The organism is Pseudomonas sp. W3I7 (genome assembly GCF_030816095.1).
Taxonomy (GTDB): Bacteria; Pseudomonadota; Gammaproteobacteria; order Pseudomonadales; family Pseudomonadaceae; genus Aquipseudomonas; species Aquipseudomonas salomonii.
In genome coordinates, this window is the sequence record NZ_JAUSXP010000001.1 from 3031490 (window position 1) to 3050366 (window position 18877).

17 protein-coding genes and 3 pseudogenes are annotated in these 18877 nt (G+C 54.2%); 11 read left to right on the forward strand and 9 right to left on the reverse strand.

The features are described 5' to 3' along the window. From QF043_RS14170 to QF043_RS14180, 3 genes are read left to right on the forward strand one after another with little or no spacing between them, the layout of a single operon-like run. Positions 1-1347: an integrating conjugative element protein gene (locus tag QF043_RS14170; RefSeq protein ID WP_307418989.1), complete on the forward strand. Its 1347-nt coding sequence runs from the start codon at positions 1-3 to the stop codon at positions 1345-1347. A gap of 3 nt (positions 1348-1350) precedes the next feature. Beyond that, positions 1351-1659: a hypothetical protein gene (locus tag QF043_RS14175; RefSeq protein WP_307418990.1), complete on the forward strand. Its 309-nt coding sequence runs from the start codon at positions 1351-1353 to the stop codon at positions 1657-1659. A gap of 10 nt (positions 1660-1669) precedes the next feature. Further along, on the forward strand, positions 1670-3226 hold the full coding sequence (locus QF043_RS14180) for a conjugal transfer protein TraG N-terminal domain-containing protein (RefSeq protein WP_307418991.1): 1557 nt from the start codon (positions 1670-1672) through the stop codon (positions 3224-3226). 8 nt (positions 3227-3234) lie between these two features. Here QF043_RS14180 and QF043_RS14185 read toward each other — a convergent pair whose 3' ends face one another. Next, positions 3235-3627: a DUF3742 family protein gene (locus QF043_RS14185; RefSeq protein WP_373460689.1), complete on the reverse strand. Its 393-nt coding sequence runs from the start codon at positions 3625-3627 to the stop codon at positions 3235-3237. Positions 3628-4054: 427 nt separating this feature from the next. Here QF043_RS14185 and QF043_RS14190 point away from each other — a divergent pair, with 427 nt between their 5' ends. After that, positions 4055-4384 (forward strand): hypothetical protein, encoded by a 330-nt coding sequence (locus tag QF043_RS14190; RefSeq protein ID WP_307418992.1) that lies wholly within the window; start codon positions 4055-4057, stop codon positions 4382-4384. Positions 4385-4514: 130 nt separating this feature from the next. Beyond that, positions 4515-5474, forward strand: a complete 960-nt coding sequence (locus tag QF043_RS14195; protein ID WP_307418993.1) for an ArdC family protein — start codon at positions 4515-4517, stop codon at positions 5472-5474. Positions 5475-5603: 129 nt separating this feature from the next. On the opposite strand, the gene QF043_RS14200 is transcribed toward QF043_RS14195, so the two are convergent. Continuing rightward, a complete protein-coding gene (locus QF043_RS14200) occupies positions 5604-5801 on the reverse strand; it encodes a hypothetical protein (protein WP_307418995.1) in 198 nt (65 codons plus the stop codon). A 221-nt stretch (positions 5802-6022) separates the two neighbouring features. Between QF043_RS14200 and mobH the strand changes: the two genes are divergently transcribed. Beyond that, positions 6023-7747, forward strand: coding sequence for a MobH family relaxase (mobH, locus tag QF043_RS14205; RefSeq protein ID WP_307418997.1), 1725 nt, complete (start codon positions 6023-6025; stop codon positions 7745-7747). Between the two features lie 314 nt (positions 7748-8061). Further along, positions 8062-9456, forward strand: a complete 1395-nt coding sequence (locus QF043_RS14210; RefSeq protein ID WP_307418998.1) for a DUF1254 domain-containing protein — start codon at positions 8062-8064, stop codon at positions 9454-9456. Positions 9457-9727: 271 nt separating this feature from the next. On the opposite strand, the gene QF043_RS14215 is transcribed toward QF043_RS14210, so the two are convergent. From QF043_RS14215 to QF043_RS14225, 4 genes and pseudogenes are all read right to left on the reverse strand, one after another. Next, complete coding sequence (locus QF043_RS14215; protein WP_307418999.1) at positions 9728-10765, reverse strand: GGDEF domain-containing protein; 1038 nt, start codon at positions 10763-10765, stop codon at positions 9728-9730. A 183-nt stretch (positions 10766-10948) separates the two neighbouring features. Further along, a pseudogene (locus QF043_RS30790) lies at positions 10949-11314 on the reverse strand (methyl-accepting chemotaxis protein); the annotation flags it as partial. A gap of 183 nt (positions 11315-11497) precedes the next feature. Next, positions 11498-12217 (reverse strand): annotated as a pseudogene (locus QF043_RS30795) (PAS domain-containing protein); the annotation flags it as partial. Between the two features lie 100 nt (positions 12218-12317). Continuing rightward, the gene (locus QF043_RS14225) at positions 12318-13211 is read right to left on the reverse strand and encodes a hypothetical protein (protein ID WP_307419001.1); all 894 of its coding nucleotides are present in this window, start codon (positions 13209-13211) and stop codon (positions 12318-12320) included. A 311-nt stretch (positions 13212-13522) separates the two neighbouring features. Between QF043_RS14225 and QF043_RS14230 the strand changes: the two are divergent. Further along, positions 13523-13615 (forward strand): annotated as a pseudogene (locus tag QF043_RS14230) (VOC family protein); the annotation flags it as partial. Positions 13616-14827: 1212 nt separating this feature from the next. On the opposite strand, the gene QF043_RS14235 reads toward QF043_RS14230, so the two are convergent. Further along, positions 14828-15205, reverse strand: coding sequence for a Rho termination factor N-terminal domain-containing protein (locus QF043_RS14235; protein ID WP_307419002.1), 378 nt, complete (start codon positions 15203-15205; stop codon positions 14828-14830). A 670-nt stretch (positions 15206-15875) separates the two neighbouring features. Next, positions 15876-17015: a glutathione-independent formaldehyde dehydrogenase gene (locus QF043_RS14240; protein ID WP_307419003.1), complete on the reverse strand. Its 1140-nt coding sequence runs from the start codon at positions 17013-17015 to the stop codon at positions 15876-15878. Between the two features lie 198 nt (positions 17016-17213). Between QF043_RS14240 and QF043_RS14245 the strand changes: the two genes are divergently transcribed. The 3 genes from QF043_RS14245 (at position 17214) to QF043_RS14255 (ending at position 18502) form a co-directional block, all read left to right on the forward strand. Beyond that, positions 17214-17450, forward strand: a complete 237-nt coding sequence (locus QF043_RS14245) for a hypothetical protein (RefSeq protein WP_307419004.1) — start codon at positions 17214-17216, stop codon at positions 17448-17450. A 502-nt stretch (positions 17451-17952) separates the two neighbouring features. After that, a complete protein-coding gene (locus QF043_RS14250; RefSeq protein WP_307419005.1) occupies positions 17953-18207 on the forward strand; it encodes a hypothetical protein in 255 nt (84 codons plus the stop codon). 16 nt (positions 18208-18223) lie between these two features. Then, complete coding sequence (locus QF043_RS14255; protein ID WP_307419006.1) at positions 18224-18502, forward strand: hypothetical protein; 279 nt, start codon at positions 18224-18226, stop codon at positions 18500-18502. A gap of 9 nt (positions 18503-18511) precedes the next feature. Here the strand turns inward: QF043_RS14255 and QF043_RS14260 are convergent, their stop codons facing one another. Beyond that, positions 18512-18754 carry a hypothetical protein gene (locus QF043_RS14260; RefSeq protein WP_307419007.1) on the reverse strand — a complete coding sequence of 81 codons (243 nt, stop codon included), beginning with the start codon at positions 18752-18754 and terminating at the stop codon, positions 18512-18514. Positions 18755-18877 lie beyond the last annotated feature (123 nt).

Below are 18877 nucleotides of genomic sequence, written 5' to 3' on the forward strand. Positions count from 1 at the left end.
ATGAGTCTGTTGCTCTGTGGACTGCTCGCCATGGCCACTCATGCCCACGCCGCCGAGGGCGATTACCGCCTGGGCACTCAAGGCGAAGTACTCGACGACCGAGTGATGTACACCATTGGTGGCGGCTCGGCAGTCGGCTCTCCGAGTTCGCTCTACCGACCCAGTGGTCTCGGTGTCGGCGGGTCATGGCGAGCGAACATGATGTGCGGAAACATGAGCCTCACCAACACCCTGCAAAACCAACTGAACGGCGTCACCGAAGGTTTCCAGCAGATCATGGGCAGCATTGTGCAAAACGCGACCCAAGCGGTGATGTCGCTGCCGGCGTTGATCATCCAGCGCGCCAACCCCGGCCTCTATGAGTTGCTCAGTAACGGGGTGATGCAAGGTCGTATCGACTTCGATCGCTCCAAACTGACCTGCCAGGCCATGGCCGAAAAGATGGCGGATAAGGTCGGTCAAGCCGGCTGGGGTGCGCTGGCCAAAAACCAGGAGATGCAGGGCAATCTGGAGCAAACCGGCGGTGATGCGGTGGCAGCGGTGAAAAACACCGAGGCCCATAACGGCAACAATGGGGTGTCCTGGGTCGGCGGTTCGGAGGCCGGAGGTAACGGACAGACGCCCATTCGGGTGACCGCCGACGTGGTCCGCGCAGGCTATAATCTGCTGCATAACCGTACGGTGGATGACAGTGCCTCGATCAGTAGCAGTGATTGCCTGGGAGGGGCTATTTGTCAGACATGGGCTTCGCCCCAAGAGGAGTCCGACTGGGCTGTTCGGGTGTTGGGCGAGAGCGAAGTCGCGACCTGCGACAGCTGCGAAACTCTGCGTGCGACCGCTGGCAGCGGACTGACGCCGCTGATCCAGGAGGCCTATAACGAGCGCCTCAAGGCCCTGCAAGGGCTGTTTTCTGGCTCTCTGCCGCCTACCCCTGACAACCTGGCGAAAGCCTCCAGCCCGATGCTGCCGGTGACTCGTGGTGTGGTTGAAGCCCTGCGCGACGATCCCGACCAGGATCTGTTGGCACGGCGCCTGGCCAGTGAGACGGCCTTGTCCAGCGTACTCGACAAAGCGTTATTGCTATTGCGTACCCTGCTGGCAGGCGGTCACGAACCGAACATCGCCTCCGCCGAGCCGGCCCAAACCGCCTTGACGAAAAACATCGACGCTCTGGAGCGCGAGATACGCCTGCTGCAGACCGAACTGCAGGTCCGGCAGATGTTGGCCACCAACACCGCCAGCCTGGTGCTCGATCGGCATGCCGGTGGTGCCGATGCTTCGCGTACCGTCGAGCAAGGCGACCCCGAGCCCGGTCGACTCAATGACGCTGACGCCCGGCGTAAGTGAGCCATGAAACGCTCACCACTACTCACTTTGCTTTCGAGTCTGGGAATTGCTGCGGCGATGGTCCTGACCGCCGCACTGGTCGCCTGGATCGGCCACACTGCGCTGGGTAGCCTCGAGGCCTGGCAGCAGGCATTCGAATCCGCAAAACCTTATCTGCGGTGGTGGCGTGCCCTGCTCTACGGAGCCCTCTTTGCACTCTGGTGGGATCTGCTTCGACGCTACCGACATCGACCACAGAATCGACTGCGCGTGAAACGCATCGGGGCATTAGGACTCGTGCTCTTTACCTGCGTCGAGTTCACCCGACTGTGAGGTCACCACCATGCTCATGAGCACCAACAGCTACCTGGAGTTTTACCTCTCCCTGCTGGCCTGGATCATCAACAACGGCCTCTGGAGCATCCTGTCCGATACCGGGCTGTTCGCCGCGCCCTTCGGCGCGATCATCTTGCAAGAGTGGTTGTCAGCCCGTCAGCAAGGCGCAGATGAAGGTAACAAGGGACTGCTCTCGGTACCACGGATCGAGAACAGGTTGTGGCTGGCCTACATCGTTGTGTTGTTCGGCTGCGCGCCAGTCTTTCCGTTGAGCCTCGCCTCAATGGCGTTCGACGATGCGGCGAGTCAGCGCTGCGGCGTGAGTGTGGCCAAGCCGGCGGAAACCGCCTGGGGGGAGACCTTCAATACTATCGGCGAACGCTCCGCCAACGTACCGATCTGGTGGTTTCTGGTGCATGCCTTGAGCAAAGGCGTGACCGCCGCAGCAGCCGCTTCTATTCCCTGCGCACCGGATATCCGGCAGATGCGCATGGAGATCGATAGTTCGCGCATCGACAGTCAGGTCCTGCTGCAGGAAGTCGCTGACTTCACCCGCGACTGTTATGGCTATTCCCGCTCTCGGCTGTTCACCAACCGCCCGCAGTTAGACAAGGCACAAAGTCACGATGCGTCCTGGATCGGCTCAAGCTATTTTCTCGACACGCCCGGCTACTACGATACTGATCGTTCACGCACACCGCGAGTCAGCTGGCCGTATGACGAAAGCCGCGATGTTTCCTTACCGCGGCTGGAGAATGGCGCGGGCTACCCCACTTGCAAGCAGTGGTGGAATGATGATGGTATCGGGTTACGCGAACGTTTGATCGAGCAGGTCGATCCCTCGCTGCTGACTCAGCTGAAAGGCTGGTTGTCTGGCCGTTCGAGCAACGAGATCGAGGATGCTACCCTGCGTGAGCTGGTCAGCCCGCGCCAGCAATCGATGTCCATGTCGCCCGGACAGGTGTACCAAGACTATGGCTCCAGCGCTCGTGGCGGCTCGATCAATCAGGGGCTCAACAACCTCGCCACCAATACCGGGTTGGCCCTCGGCTCCTTCAGCAACTTCCCGGCGATGAATGCGCTACGTGCTGCACTGCCGATGGTGCAGGCCTTCCTGATCATGGGCGTCATCATCAGCCTGCCGCTGATTCTGCTGGTCAGTACCTATCAGTTGAAGACCGTCATGACGGTGACATTCGCACTGTTCACGCTTCACATGTTGACCTTCTGGTGGGAACTGGCCCGCTGGGTCGACTCCAGCATGCTCGATACGCTGTACAACCAGGTTTCGGCGTCCAATCAGATGCTGCTATCACTGCCCACATCCGGCTTCATGGATGGGACAGTTACGGCACAGGTAATTGAGTATGTGATGGGGGCGATGTTCATCGTACTGCCGATGCTGTTTCTCGGGGCAATGAGTTGGGCCGGATATAGCGTAGGTTCAGGCGTAGAAGGAATGCTCAGCAGGGGAACCCACGCAGCACAGACAGCGAGCTCTAACGGGACCTCTCAGTTGATGAGCGGTGCAAGAATTGTTTCGGGTAAATCGAGCTCAAAATAACTAAGAGCCTACTTCAGAGAACCCCATTTATCGTAACGCTCAGGCCAAGACGTTCTATGCATTGGATCATCGAGATCGTCACTATCTGGAGTGTCTGAATCCTGAAATGGGATAGATGCTAATACGACAATTGTGCACATCAGCATAAACAACCAGAAGCTGACAAAAAGAAATGCTCCGAACAGAGCGAACTTAGCAGTCAGAAAACTCCCGCGAATAAGAAATTTACCTGCGGGCACACCTGCGGACTTCGCACGCTCGACCACGTGGGATTCAAAAGTTTTCAACCTACGGTGACCACGCTTCACCGACAGACCACAGGCATACGCCCAGCGGTGGGCACGTGAATTCTGAACAGGTTGTTGAGTCGGCATGGTCTCGCCCTCTTCTGAGCGTTTCATGGTTGAGCCTAGAGGAATAGCCTACTACCGAAAACGGCCCATGCCTGACCGTTTATCAGTTTCCCCGGTCGAAAAATCCTCATTGGAAGCCAGAAGACTAGCTCCGTGAAACAGCGTCTCTACAGTGGTTGACCCAGATAAATCGTCCGGCTAAATACAAGGTGCGGATAGCTGTTATCAACAGCACTTTCCCAGGTAGCCAGAACCTTCAAGGCTACGTCACTTCAATGATGGTTCCCCCCAAGTGCGATTAGCGTTCGGTGGCTCGCACAGTGACCGTTTCTACGGTGATGAACGCCTACTGCTCTTATGAGCGCCTTTTGAGCTCTGCTCGCGAGGTAAGCCCTCTTAATTTTCTTCAACCCACTGCGGGGAAATCTTTCTCCGCACGGGACAGGTTTCTTCGCGCTTTCGACGGAGACATGCCATGCCCGATCCACTTACACCGGAAACACTGAACACTCTTTGGTTACCCATTGTGTTTACCCCTGGCGCGTGGCTGCACGCAGTACTGCTCGAGCAATCCGATCACGCTGAGAAGCTGCAGGTCGATCGGTTGAGCCACGTATTGCGCGCAGCCTTCGAAGCCCACCTGGCCTATCCACACAAGCCCTACGTGCTGTTCGAGGTAATCCACAGTGAACCAACCGATCACTTAGCCCACGAGCCATTGCTGCAATTGAGTCTGAGTCTACTCCAAGAAGCGGGTCAGCCTGACGCCTTGCTGATAGCGCTTGCAGGAGAACTTCAGCGCTAAGCGCAATTGGCGGCGCCCCTCCACATTTGGACGGCATGCAAGACGTGCATCAATCCAATCCATGACCCAACCGGGGAACCCTACCCCGACGGGCAAGGCGTTCCTCCGTTTTTCTCCCGAGGAAATTGCCATGCGCGATATCTACCAAAACGTGACAGACAAGATCGTTACCGCGTTAGACCAAGGCGTTGTTCCCTGGATCAAACCCTGGTCCTCAAGTGGCTCAGTTGACATCGGTCATCAACCCTACCCCATCAACGCCATCACGCGACATCCGTATTCGGGCATCAATTTGCCGCTGCTCTGGGCCGAGGCCAGGTTGCAGGGGTTCACTCAAGATCGTTGGCTGACGTTCAATCAAGCCAAAAAAGCTGGCGGGCACATTCGTAAGGGTGAGCACAGCACTCTGGCGGTGCTCTACAAGCGGATGGAGCGCGAGGAACAGACCGAGTCAGGCCAACCCGTACTCGATGAAAACGGTCAGCCCAATGTCACTCACTTCGGCATTCTCAGGACACATTTTCTGTTCAACATCGAGCAAACGGAGGGGCTCGAAATGCCCAATGACACCCTGCTCGAGACGGAAAAGAGTGACCCCTTCCAGCCCAACAGCGCCGCGGAAAATCTGCTGTTAAGTTCAGGTGCACACATCGTTCATCGGCCTGCCGACGAAGCTTTTTACCACCCGATCAGGGATCTCATCCAACTGCCAACAAAAGCACAATTTCACGATGAAGGCGGGTATTACGCCACCGCACTGCACGAGCTGACGCACTGGACCGGGCATCACGCTCGGTTGCAGCGCGAAGGCGTGACGTCAGACTGCCCATTCGGCTCGCCAGGCTACGCGTTTGAGGAGTTGATCGCCGAAATGGGTGCCGCTTTTTTATGTGCTTACGCCGGTATAAAGGGAGAGTTGCGACACGAGGGCTACATCGACTCCTGGCTCAGCCTGCTCAAGGCTGACAAACGCGCGATCTTTCGCGCCAGTGGTCAGGCCCGAAGCGCCTCGGAGTTTGTGCTCAACCTGGAGCAGCAACGGAAGCAGATGGTAATGGATGATTCACGATGTATGAACGATGGAGTTTGATCATTACCTCACCACCGCAATCGCATCAAAGGGCCCAGCGCGAGTTGGGCCTTTTTTGTGCGTCCAGAAATCCCCCTGCCGCGGGGCTCTAATTCAAACAGTCAGGGATTGGCACACACCCGCAACCTTTCATTCCGCATCCAGGTTCTGCGCCAGATAATCCACGAGCTCGAGCGGACTCCGACTGTCGATCACTTTATAGATCAGATCGCGTTTGCCGCGCGGTAACTTCTTGACCACGCTCTTCGCCGAGGCCCTGACAGCTTCGTCGGTTCCATGGATACGTGCGGCGAGCAGCAGCACGAGCGTGGCGTCAGTGAGGTTCATGGCGAGACCCAAAAAATAGGCACCGCAGTGTACCGGCTCTTGTCTTTGCCGTACTAGCCCCAACAAAACGATGCGTAGCCGTATCCATATTCCGATTGCCATCCAAAGGGACACGAGCCAAAAGGACGGGTAAGGGTTGGAAGGGAATGGGGACTCAAGGGTAAGAGCTCTATCCGAAAAGGCTAAAAGGCCACTGACCCAGCCACTTTCCGGAGGTCACGATGCTCAGCCTGTTTCGCCGCAAAAGGCAGAAGCCCCCTCCGCCACCGACCGTCAACGTCGCCGAAGGTTACCTGTCCATCGAGTCGGCTCACAACTTGTTAGCCGCGGAGCACCGCCGCCAGCTGCTCGATCGCATCTGGCAGTACACCGCCCTCTCCCACGCGCAGTTCATCCAGCTCTATTTAAATCCGATCCATAGCTATGCCGAACTGGTCCAGCAACTCCCGGCCAGCGAGACGCACCATCATGCGTACCTCGGCGGCATGCTCGACCATGGCCTTGAGCTGGTCGCCTGTAGTCTAAAATTGCGCCAGTCCTATCTACTACCCAGTGGCGCCGCGCCCGAAGACCAGGCCGCCCAGACTGATGCCTGGTCAGCCGGCATCGCCTATGGCGCTCTGCTGCATGACATCGGCAAGATCGCCGTGGACCTGCTGGTTGAACGCCAGGATGGCCGTCATTGGCACCCCTGGCAGGGTCCCCTGGATCAGCCCTACCGTTTTCGCTACCTCAAAAGTCGCGACTACCACCTGCACGGAGCCGCTGCAGGCTTGCTCTACACCCAGATTCTCGACCGCCCGATCTTGGATTGGCTCAGTGGATTTCCGTCGCTGTGGGCCAGCTTGCTGTATGTCCTGGCGGGTCAGTACGAGCGTGCCGGTGTGCTGGGCGAGTTGGTCATTCAGGCCGACCGCGTCTCTACCGCGCAGAACATCGGTGGCAATCCGAGCAAGGCGCTACAAGCACCGATTCATTCGCTGCAACATCACTTGATCGGCGGACTGCGTCATCTGGTTCAGCACGAGCTGAAACTCAACCAGCCGGGTGCCGCGGGATGGCTGACCCAGGACGCCCTCTGGCTGGTCAGCAAGACGGTCACCGACAAGCTGCGAGCTTATCTACTGGCACAATCGATTGAGGACATCCCCACGTCCAACATTGCCGTGTTCGACGAACTGCAATCGCATGGGCTGGTCGAGTCTACACCAGAAGGCAAAGCTATCTGGACTGCGCTCGTGGCACAGGGAAACTGGCAGCAGACCTTCACCTTTCTGCGCCTTCAACCGGCATTGATTTGGGGAAACGAAGACCGGCCTGATGCATTTAGCGGAACCGTGAGCATTGCGGCTCATGAACACTTAACTGACGCCCCGGTACCAACATCAGCGCCTGAGGCAGTTAGTACAAGGTCAGACCAAAGCCAACCGCAGCCGGATCCCATGGTGCTAGAGGATACCGACTACCTAGGCACGCTGCTGAACATGTTCGAGTTGGAGGAGCCTGAGGCCCGTGATGCCCCCTCAGAAAGCGCTGTCGAAACTTCAACGACTCCATCGGATAACCCAGGCCAGGCATTCCTGAATTGGGTCAAGAAAGGCATTCTCAGCCACAAGCTGATCATCAACGACAGCAAGGCTAAAATCCACACGGTGGAAGGGAGCGTATTTCTGGTCACGCCTGGTCTCTTTCAACGCTATACGCAGGAATTCCCCGGTATCTCTCAGGGCGCCTGCCAAGACATCGAAGAATGGCGTTGGGTGCAGAAGCAGTTTGAGAAGCTGAAGGTCCACAGGAAGCAAGTTGATGGTTTGAACATCTGGGCGTGCAAAGTGCAAGGTCCTAGGAAGAAAACGACTTTGAAGGGCTACTTGATTGAGGATCCCAAGCTATTTTTTGAAGTTATGCCACTCGATAATCCGTTTCTTAAAATGGAAAGAGATTAACTTTCAACGGCCCCGTGGTAGGAATCGAAACTCAAGTTGATTCTGAAGTGCACACTCGCCGCTTTACCGCTCTGTTATTCATCCCGAGACGCTCGCTGTCTTTTCGTCAACGGCACGCCTGGGACGAACGCAGCCCTCCGCAACAGGCTACAATCGGCCAAAAGGAAACGTTCATATCTTTTGGGTACGAAAAGTACCCGAGTTTCTATGAGATGAGTGGGGGCGCGTGGACGATCCACGAGTTCGCACCTACGATGCTTAAGCTTGGTAGATGAAAGTCAAGACTGCCGCCATGGAATCAGGGAGCGTCGTACATGCTGAAAAAAGTGTTGTTTGCTACATCACTGTTAGCGACCATGATGATTGCCGTACCCATCGAGGCCAACGCTGCAGTAAGCGTGGAAGAGACCCGGAGCATCGCCAAGGACGCCTATGTTTTCGGCACACCGATGGTGGATACCTACCGGGTCATGTATGCGTTCTCGGTTGATAAAACCAACCCGCAGTATAAGGGCCCGTTCAATAGCATCCTCAACGTCTCCCGGGTTTTTACCCCGGCAGATACCGCGTTCGTCACCCCGAACTCTGATACGCCCTACTCGTTCGTAGGCCTGGACCTGCGAGCAGAACCGGTGATCATCAGTGTCCCGCCGATGGAGAAGAATCGGTACTTCGTATTCCAGTTGATGGATCTCTACAGCTTCAACTTTGCGTATATTGGCAGCCGTTCCACTGGCAACCAAGGCGGCACATACATGATCGCCGGGCCCAACTGGGAAGGTGAAAAACCTAAAGGCGTGGACAAAGTCATCAAGGCCGAAACGGAAATGGTTTCGGTGGTGGGCCGTACTCAGTTGTTCAATCCAGCCGACCTGGATGACGTTAAAAAAATTCAGGCCAACTACAAGGTTCAAACCCTCTCCGCATTCCAGAACAAACCTGCCCCAAAAGCGGCGGCTGAGGTGAACTGGATCAAACCGATAACGCCTGCCGTCGAACGCACATCCCCGGAGTTTTTCAACCAGTTCGCCTTCCTGCTGCAATTCGCCCCGATCCATCCGAGTGAGGCTGTGTTGCGTAAGCGTTTCACCGAGATCGGTATCGAACCGGGAAAACCGTTCAACGCCTCGAAACTGTCGCAGGAGCAGCAAGCTGCGCTGGTGGCGGGTATGCAAGACGGCCAGAAAGAAATCGATCAGTTACGCAACTCGTTGGGCGGTAAAACAGACACCCTATTCGGCACCAGAGAATATCTGAAGAACAACTATGTCGTCCGCGCCACAGGTACCCAAATGGGCATTGGCGCGAACTCGCGTGAAGAGGCGATGTACCCCATCTACGACAAGGACGCTTCTGGTCAGTCCCTTGATGGCAGTCAACACAAGTACACACTGAGATTCGCGAAGGGTCAGCAACCACCAGTGGAAGCATTCTGGTCGTTGACGATGTACGATCTGCCAAAACAACTGCTCGTGGACAATGCGATCAACCGCTATCTGATCAACTCGCCAATGCTGCCGAACCTGACCAAGGATGGCGATGGCGGACTCACCCTGTACATCCAGCACGAGTCCCCGGGCAAAGACAAAGAGGCGAACTGGCTGCCGGCGCCAAACGGGCCATTCATGGTCACGATGCGCTACTACTGGCCGAAACCGGAACTGCTGTCCGGAAAATGGAAATCGCCGCTGATCGAGCAAGCGAAGTAGCCGCCAGCCAACGACAGCCCTGTGAGTAAAACTGGGCTGTCTATTCCGTTGCAAGTGTACTCCCCCAGAGACACAGCAATCGGCCAAAAGCAGACGCTCAGCGATGGGGGCTAAGCGATGTATTTCATCCCTTAATAAGCTTCAGAAAGCTTTCAGCCTCAGAACGGTTATGGAACATCAAAGTGAAGGTGCCCAGCGTAAGCAAGCAGCAAGGGGGAGATTCGATTTCTTCGAAAACGATTTTCACAGACGTCCTCCAGTCAAACCTTAATTACGTAGTTACAGGAAGTAGCGGTTTGACCTGCCTTCCATCCTGAAACACCCGATCCTTACCATCATGCTTGGCTTTATACATATTGCTGTCGGCGCATTTGAGCACCGCTGACATGTCCGATGTCGCTCGGAACGGCGCGACGCCCGCGCTGCAAGTGAATTGATGCGGAGGCAATACGCTGCTACGGATGTTGGCCAGCAGGCGCAACGCATATTCATTAGCAACCGCATCATTTTCGCCCAACAACAAGACACCGAACTCCTCACCTCCAATCCGTCCGACACTGTGGCTGCCAGCGGTGGTTTTCAGGCACCCGGCCATGGCACACAAAATCTTGTCACCGACATCGTGACCGTACTGATCATTTTTTAATTTAAAGTCATCAATGTCCAACATTATGAAGTAGCCGCTGTGACCTTCAGCCAATATCTTTTTGAAGGTCTCTATAAAGGCCCGCCGGTTAAGTAAGGAGGTGAGAAAATCTGTCTCCGCCAATGTCCTGAACTCACTTTCGACCAACAATACCGACCGCATGCTTCTTAAAAAGGTAAAGCTAAGAGTAAAACCAATGGACATGGAAGCAACGCAAAAAATTACCACATAAACTTCCAGTTCCCGGTAAAGGCCAACGTCCAAAGTGGGCCACATCAGCATCCAGACCAGTAATGTAGAAAGAAGATAGTCCTGAACTGTGACGAATAAGATAGCACTGCTTACCACGATGATCACAGCAAGGGGCAGCGTAAAGACGCGTAACTGCACATTGGTGTCAATCACATATGCAAAGCCGAGTGACAAAATCAATATATAGACGCCGCCGAGCATTCTCCATATGCGGAAATCAGCAACTACGCGATGGACGTACCAAATAACAAACAACAATGTTGTGACCAATAGGTTCGGTAGATTTAACGTTGTCGCAGGCTCAATCAGCAAAACGCAAAGCCAGGAAACAATTCCTGCCATTTCAATCTTGGTAACCGCTGGTGACAGCAGCGTTCGCATTCTTGGTCGGATTTTGAAAATCGCCGGCATCCCTAAACTCCTTTTCCGAAACGGCCAAAATGTGACGTGAACGTGTGGGCAATACCTGACCAATGACTTAAGTGTATTTCGGCATCTATACTCCTGTTATCAATCGGAAAAGACTGCACGCAAAAACTTTCATATTGCTTTCACCATCAACGAAGAGGCGTTACCGCGACGCAGATAGAGCATTCAATGCAGGTCGCTGGTGACTCTGCCAATGGCTTTCACGACTTGCTTTGCGCCTGACTGGATAGCCACCATCGCCATACCTGCCTGTTCGGACAGTTCCAATAAAACGTCGGCTTGGTCTCTGCTGCACTGGACATGCAACGCTGCTGCGCCAGCCAATTCTCGGTTTTGCCTGACCACGCCGTTAATCTCCCGCGTGGCTGCACTGGTACGGCCGGCGAGCTTGCGCACTTCATCCGCCACGACAGCGAATCCTCGCCCATGCACTCCAGCGCGTGCAGCTTCGATAGCGGCGTTAAGCGCCAAAAGATTAGTCTGGGTGGCAATGGCGCCAATCGTGTCGACGATGGAACCGATCAACTGCGACTGCGATTCAAGCGCGGTCATGCTGTCGGTCACCAAGGCCATCTGTTGGGCGATATTCTGTGTTCCAAGTACGGAGTCGGCGACCAATTCCATACCTCGGTTAGCTTTTACATCGGTATCTAGCGACACGTCGTAAGCCATGGTCGCTGCTTGTTTGATTTGGTCGGCTTTTTCAACTTGCTCGGTCACTACACTGGCGAATTTGGCAATTTTATAAACCCGACCGGAAGCGTCTCTGATGGGATTGTAAGTGGCCTCTAGCCACACCACTTTTCCGCTTTTATCTACCCGGCGAAAGCGACCAGCGTTAAACACGCCATTGTTCAGACTCTTCCAGAACTCGGCGTAATGCGCCGACGCCACGTCCTCCCCCAGGCAGAACAGGCGGTGATGCTTGCCCTGTATCTCCGCAAGGCTATAACCCATGGCCTGGACGAACGATTCGTTGGCGTAAATGACCTCACCCGCGAGACTGAACTGAATCATCGCCATCGAGCGGTTCAGTGCGTTGAACATTTCGATGACCTCCTGTTCGTCTTGCGCCAGAGGTGGTGCAACCATGCCGTAGCCTTGAAACGTCCGGTTCGCTGCAGCGATCCAACCTACATTGAGTGTCACAGCACGGCCGTCGGAGGCACGATAGCGTTGCCGTTGGATGGCGCACAGGTTGGGTGCAAAATCATTCTGCGGTTCCGCGTTAATGTTACTCATTGCCATATTTGAAAGCTGTTCCAGCGAGTATCCCAGCGTTTGCGCAAATCGATGGTTGGCCGAGATAATCCGACCAGCACCATCGACACGTATTGAAAGAAAAACCGCTTCGATACCGGCAACTGTACCGAGCGATAGGGACAGTTCCTCTTGGCAGGCAAAAAGAGCATTCTTTATCTGGCGATTAAACACGCTAAACTCCGGTATAAACAATTACAACAGAAAAAGACATTGCTCAGTGTTTAAGTCGATCCCGAGAGGGAAGATTAAATAACAAACGAACTCATTGGAGCTAGCGTCCACAAACAATGCAAATACCGCCAAACTTGTTTTCCACTTCGCTTTCATCAACTCCCAGTTCCATGCTGACCCGTGCAACTGCGAAATAAATTGACATGGCCCGCCGCATAAGTTCGAGAAAGGCCGGGCTCAACTCCACCAAGCGTTTATCGCATTTGAAATAGCCGTGTAACTGGCCTTCCTTGATCATGCGCTGCATGTGTGTTTTGGATACGCCCAGACGCGATGAAAGCTCAACGTAAGAGGATACTTTGTAGCCAGTCTCTAACGAGCCGTTGCGCAAGGCATCAGCATAGAGTGCGAGCATCGGCAGGTGACCGCCATCCCGGTTGAGAATCCATTTCGCTTCAGGCAAAAGCTTGTCGAGCAGGAAGTCGCCTTCGAGTATTCTGGCAAACCCTCGAAAAAAAACGCGCAATAGATCCGCACTTTTCCCCAGGCCCGACAACCAACTGTCGTATGGAGAGATCATCTGCGAAGGCAGCAGATACGATTTGATTAGCTGCGCGGTATTGCACAGCGCTTTATCCGTGGGTCGGAAGCTACGTTGGCGTCCGTCCTGGACATGTAACCGGACATCCAGATATCCGGTGATAGATAAAAACACGCAATATGAGTCCAGGCTGTTGCGAGACATATAGCCACGTTCTTGGCAAAATGCTTTCACTTTGGATAAGGGAACTTGCTCATCTTTATAACTAAAGCTCAACAAAGACAGGGCCACCATGAACCGGTCATATTTCAACAGGTTTTTATAGAATGAAGGCTTTTGTCGATAGCTCTCCATAACCAAATCGAAATGCAGGAGAACAGCTTCGTCTATGTTGCCTCGGGTCATTTCGTAACTGGTCTCTTTCAAATTCTCAAGCAGATCAGTCTTGTTCATCGAGTACACAACCCTTAATCGGTAATATCAAACGGCTACCATTCGCAATACGCACAGTATATGTGTATTCGAACCGCTGGCAGGTTCACCCCAAAAATGTTTTATGACCTGACGCGCTTCGATTACCGGTCATCCGCAAGCGTGTCTGATCGATGCCCTCCGGCTTAAAGACGCGCTGCGTGCATGAATCCGTTCGACCAATTGCAGCCAACAACGCATCACGATAATTCCCGCCCGTCCTTGCATCATGATCCTCGCCACGGTTCCCTCGTGCCACTAAACTATAGTTGTAGGATCTAACCCATCTTGGAGTAGGCCAGCGCGAATTCATCGCCCAGGATCCTGACGGTTGTCTCGTCAGGTTGGTAGCGCGGTTGGGTGAGAGGCCGACTTGCTCAATCTGAATTTGAATCTGAGCCAAGCCGATGTTCAGGTTTTGGGTTCAGCGGACGTAGTTCAACGTCCGCTAATGGCCGATTTCTACCGGTTAAGGCCTTGGCCGGGCTAGTAGTCGAGGTGCGCCGAGTTTGCGCGGTGACCGTGCTGGCGATGGGATGGTTCCGCAGATAGAAAGCTCGGTCGGCGCGCTGAATGTCGGTGAGGGTTTTGCAGCCGGTCATCTTCTTACATACGCCACATCATGCGAATCAGTACCAAGCTGTCGCTGGTTCACACGAAGCTTGCAAGATTCAAAATAGCCGTGGGAGTAAATGTGGGAGTATTTTTTCAGACATGAAAAAGCCCAACCGGTGAAGATTGGGCTAACTCATTGAAAAATATGGTCGGGACGGAGTGATTCGAACACTCGACCCCTAGCACCCCATACATGGGGTAGCCAGATATGCACGGGGCCAAGGCGGCGATACTTTGGGGGTTGAGCTCCTTGGCACCGCCCAGGTTGCCAAATTCCGGTGCGTCGCATGCAGTTATCGCATTGGGGGCCGAAACCCACCTGCTCCGACAGTAGGTGTGGTGCACCTCACCGCTCATGCTGGCGTCATTGTTGAAAGCCCAGCATCCCCCAAGACCCACCGGCACGCAGCGGTTGCGCATCTTGCGGATAGGCGTGCTGCCCGACGCCAGGAGTATGTTCGAGAACGGGCATTAGGCGCCGGCAGCTATGGAAAGTGGCCGATCAAACCTTCATCTCAAACAACCATAGACTCGTTTATGCGAAGAAACCTCCAACCTACACCGAAGCCCAAACGGAATACACTGATCCAGGCACAGCAAGACTTGGGCCCGTTGGAAATAGCCGTTTACAATCACTCGTAGACCCGATGCGAATGGCGCAAAACTAAGGGCATATTTTAGTTTTTAAGACCTGAAAATACCGCTCTAGAGTCCTGTCGAAATGTTCTTTGGCGCCCCTGAGAATCTTTAGGCGTCGTCGGATAGGTTGTTTATCTGATCATTTCTGCCTCTCCACAAGCCATAGAGCTCCATTCAATTCGAGCGGATTGCTGAATTGGGGGCACATCTGAGGGCATAACTTGGGTGGTTTGAAACGAATGCCCCCAACCTGAAGACGAGCAGACTATTGATGAGGAGAACTCCGAGCGGACTGCCTGCGTCCATGCAACCGTTCATGCCACGTAGTTACTTCAGTGAAATCCTTAACTCGCATCCTTCAGCGCCTCGATCAGTTCACCCTTACGCATAGTCGAACGTCCTGCTATTAGGTGTTTGCGAGCTCGATCCATCAGCTGATTTTTGCTCATATCTTCTAATCGTTGATGAGAATGCTGGGTACGTTCCCGTGTCGCTGCAGCTCGCCGAGCTGATGATTCTCGAGCCTTAGCCTTGGTTGCTTCGGAGGTTTCTTGCCCAGAGCCACCCTTCCGCTCACCGCCGCCTGACTGTTTATTCACTGTTCCCCAGGCACGACGTTCTGCTTCATCTCTGGGAACCCCTTTAGCCTCGTAGCTGTCTTCAATAGCTTTCGCTTTACGTTTTTGCTTATCGGTGTACTTATCTTTATCCCCACGCGGCATGGTCGCATCCTCTTAGTTACTGAACACTTTGCCTACATCTGTAGAGTATCCAAATCCGACCACGTTCAGGCCGCCCGATAAATGGGTTCCGGAATATCACCGTCAAGGTTAGCCGCTTTCGCAGATGGCACACCATTCCGCCTCGGTACATCAAGCACTCGACAGTGCCCACAGAAATCAGGCAATTCATCTCAATCACCATTTTACTATCGTAAAAGGTTGTTGGCCCAAGCGGTCTACGACTGCCCGGGCCATCGATCACTGTCTACTTTCGTCGGCCTTTCCTTCTTGCATCTGTACAGACGACTTGGCGCCACTGGAGTTGTCTTTCGTTGCGTTATCGGCGCTGTCAAAGCATCCATGCAGCATGAATACACTGCATAAGGCCAAGCACATACTCAACTTTTTCATGATCATTTACCGGGTAGTGAATGGATCAAATACGGTGCGAGATCTCAAAAGCGATCATCACACCCCTCTAAGCCTATTTTATTAAGCCGATCTTCAAGCGAGAGCGTGCATACGCCCGGGCGTTCAAGCTTTTTGCACCAATGCCGCGGTGCTGAAAGAACTCGCGGGTAACACACGCCACATCCCAGAGAGCATTAATGTTTATCTTCATGAGAAGGCGCCAGTCAGAAGCGGGCTCGCAAGAAATTGGCTGTTCGATTTAGGCTGCTGGCCTGAGTACGACCTTCGTCCAGCCATCATCACGTGCGTCGAAGTGCTTGTAGGCATCTGGGCCTTCAGCAAGCCTGAGGCGATGAGAAATGATCTGAGAAGGTTTTGCTCGGCCATGATGGATAAGCTCGGCCAAGCGACGGTTGTAGACTTTGACGTTGGCCTGCCCAGTTCGAATCTGCTGCCCCTTGAACCAGAAAGCGCCGAAGTCGAAAGCCATCTTGCCCTCCTTGGCCAATTCATTTTTAGCCCCAGGATCTTGCGGCACGAACACACCAACGACACCGATGCCCCCAGTTGCTTTGGTTGAGGCGACAAGGTTGTTCATCGTCAGGTGGTTGGCCTCATGACCATGGTGGTCGCAGCATTGATAACCAACACACTCACAACCGCGATCTGTGCCTTTGCCATGGGTAAGATTCAAAATTTGATCCACTGCTTGTTTCTCAAGCGAGTTGATGGGCGTAGCGCCCATTTGAGCAGCGAGCTTTAAACGGTCAGGATGATTGTCTACCACGAACACCTGAGAGGCGCCCTTGATCATGGCGGAGTGGGCCGCCATCAAACCAACTGGGCCGGCGCCGTAGATGGCAATGCTTTCTCCGGGAAGGAGGCCTGCCAGTTCGGTCGCATGCCAGCCAGTCGGGAAGATGTCCGACAGCATGACGTAATCTTCTTCACGTTCTTGCGCGTCCTCGGGCAACACCAGGCAGTTGAAATCGGCGTACGGCACTCGAAGGAGCTCAGCCTGTCCGCCTTGATAAGGGCCCATGTCAGCGAATCCGTAAGCAGCACCAGCACTACCTGGGTTAGCCGTCAGGCAAAATCCGGTGAGGCCTTTTTCACAGTTTTCGCAAAAACCACAGCCAATGTTGAATGGAAGACATACACGGTCTTCAACCTTGACCCGATCTACGCCGGCGCCTACTTCGATGACCTCGCCCAAGTTCTCATGGCCAAACACTCTGCCTGTTTCAAAAGAGGTGCGACCCTCATACATGTGCAGATCAGATCCGCAGATATTGGTGGCTGTCACTCGAACCAGAACGTCGGTAGGTTTTTCGATTTTGGCGTCAGGCACATTTTGCACACTGACGTCACGAGGGCCGTTGTAAACGATGGCTTTCATTGTGTTCTCCCAGAAGCAAGACGAAACGGAATTTTCGCCAGCACATGGTTAATCTGTCCGACAGAACGAAACGTATGTTCAAGAAATCAGCGTCGAGTCTGACGAGCGGTTAATCAGCACGCCACCCGACAATAATCTGAATTATTCGCCCCTAGGCGCCTCTCTCCTTTAAACCGCCAAGAGATTAGAGGAGTTGTCTTGAGTTATCTTGACTGGGTTCAATGGCCCGCCATGGCAGTGACCGTGATCGCAGCGTGGCTTATCGGTTCTCAACGCCCCGCGAGAAGAATGGCAGGGTTCTTCTGTTTTATTTTGAGTAATGTTCTGTGGGTTATTTGGGGGGCTTACGCTGAAGCCTACGCATTGATCGTGCTTCAGTTCTGCCTCTGTTCGATGAACCTGCGCGGGTTTAAAAAGAATTTTCAAAGTCAGTAATGGCGATTCATCCGGAGGCCTGGCTTGCGCGTTGGTTTTTCCTAAACCCGCGTGCGTTCATGCCCAGCAGAATGCACTCGAGCACGACCAATCCGAAAGCATTTGTATGCCATCCCCAGACAACCCATAACGCATTGCTGAAGATGAAGCCCCAGAAGGCGATCATGCGTTGACGCGGTCGCTGAGAACCCATATACCCAGCCGAGATTAAAGTCACTGCCATGGCGGGCCATTGCACCCAATCGATCAAAGCCAAAGGTCACCCCACTCTGCGGCTGGCTTCTGGACTCATGGAAGGCTTCCGAAGTACGGACCGGAAGGCACAAGGGAAGCCAGGTAGTCGCGAAGCGCTAACGTGAGAGGTTTCACGTAACTCGATGGTCGGACTTGACCAAATCTCGACGAGCGACCCCGCGCTCCAGTGCTACTGCCATGCCAGTATTTACGTAAACGTATTCTGAACTAGCCTTATTGTGTAAAAGTCTTCCAGCACGGTAACTACATGGACACGCTAACCAAAGCGGAGATTGACATAGCTCTTTCGGCGCGCCTACCTAATTGTAGGGTGAAATGCGCAGTCAACCCTGAAGGCAACCTGTCGGTAACCGTATTGGCACAGGGTGCTGACCAGTTCACCATCGCCAACATCAATCGCGACAAGTATCACGGAGAGTCGGGGATCAACAGGCTCATCCGGGAAATATTGGATGAAATGGTGATGTCCAGGCAGTCTTCCAAACTTTCATCCACGGGGTAATAAAGCGAGGCCTTTCATGCCTGATTTTACTGAGACCGCCGCGCAACTTATCAAAATTGATTACCTTGAAGACACGCTGTTCGGCGTAAATGCGCTGGCCTGCGAGTGCTCGGCGCAGGTTGCGCCTACAGCGTCTGGTTGGCAGCTTCGGCTCAACCCGCCATGGCCATCGCGTTTGCAGCATGCCCACACGATTACCTTCGCGTTCGACGGCGTTGCCTGCCACGGTCTCATCAAGGACGCACAGCCATTGCCCACTGGTGAACTGCTGGTAGCGGTTGAAACCCAGCCCTAACTGGGGGGCTTACGCCGATGGATCGCGCAGTTGTCGCGCCACGGCATGTTGCAGCGCTTCGGCATGCGCCGAATCGGCCTGCTGTATCAGACTCTCGCATTGGTCCCAGTCGATGACGCCACCGCTGAGCAATGCCTGCGCCGCGTCCAGCAGGCTGCGGTGGTACGCATCCGGCGAATCGAAGCGGTAGCCCTCGTCATTCAACAATTGGTACCAGGCCTTAAGCTCTGGAGGTTCAGGTGCCTGGCTCATATTTTTCATCCTCCAGTGAAACTGCCGGTGTGTATTTGAGAGCGTGCAGCGTTCTCGATGTTCAAACTCAATCTGCCCGCCGAGCCTTGATGAAACACGGCGAATGCCATTCGTCGAAGCGTG